The sequence below is a fragment of the Rhizobium ecuadorense genome, assembly GCF_001187535.1.
In the GTDB taxonomy this organism is placed as follows: domain Bacteria; phylum Pseudomonadota; class Alphaproteobacteria; order Rhizobiales; family Rhizobiaceae; genus Rhizobium; species Rhizobium ecuadorense.
This window is the reverse complement of record NZ_LFIO01001532.1, coordinates 1-305: the sequence shown is the minus strand read 5'-3', so window position 1 is coordinate 305 and position 305 is coordinate 1. Positions and strand designations below refer to the sequence as shown.

The window sequence follows — 305 nt, the reverse complement described above, 5'->3', positions numbered from 1 at the left end:
ACAGCTACTAACCGATTGGCCTGCAAAGACATAGACCCAGAGCTCGCGCGCAATATCGCATTCGGCGTGAAACCTTCGTGCGGATCGTCCTCTCGGCAATATTTTATATTTCCCTCTGGAGAGCGACCGGCATGTGGTATGGGCTGCCGGCCGACTTCCAGGAGGGTGTCGGCAAAGATCCCATGCCGATGCGACTGCTGCTAATGTCGCTCGTTCCGCTCATCGGCCTTTACTGTGTGCTGGAGCCTAGGCGAGTCTTTGAATTGATTCGCAGCGCTTCGCCGCTGGTCGGCATAGTCTTCCTA

1 pseudogene is annotated in these 305 nt (G+C 56.1%); it reads left to right on the top strand.

The window, feature by feature from the left end:
• Positions 1–14 precede the first annotated feature (14 nt).
• Positions 15–305 (top strand): annotated as a pseudogene (locus AF337_RS46585) (O-antigen ligase family protein); the annotation flags it as partial.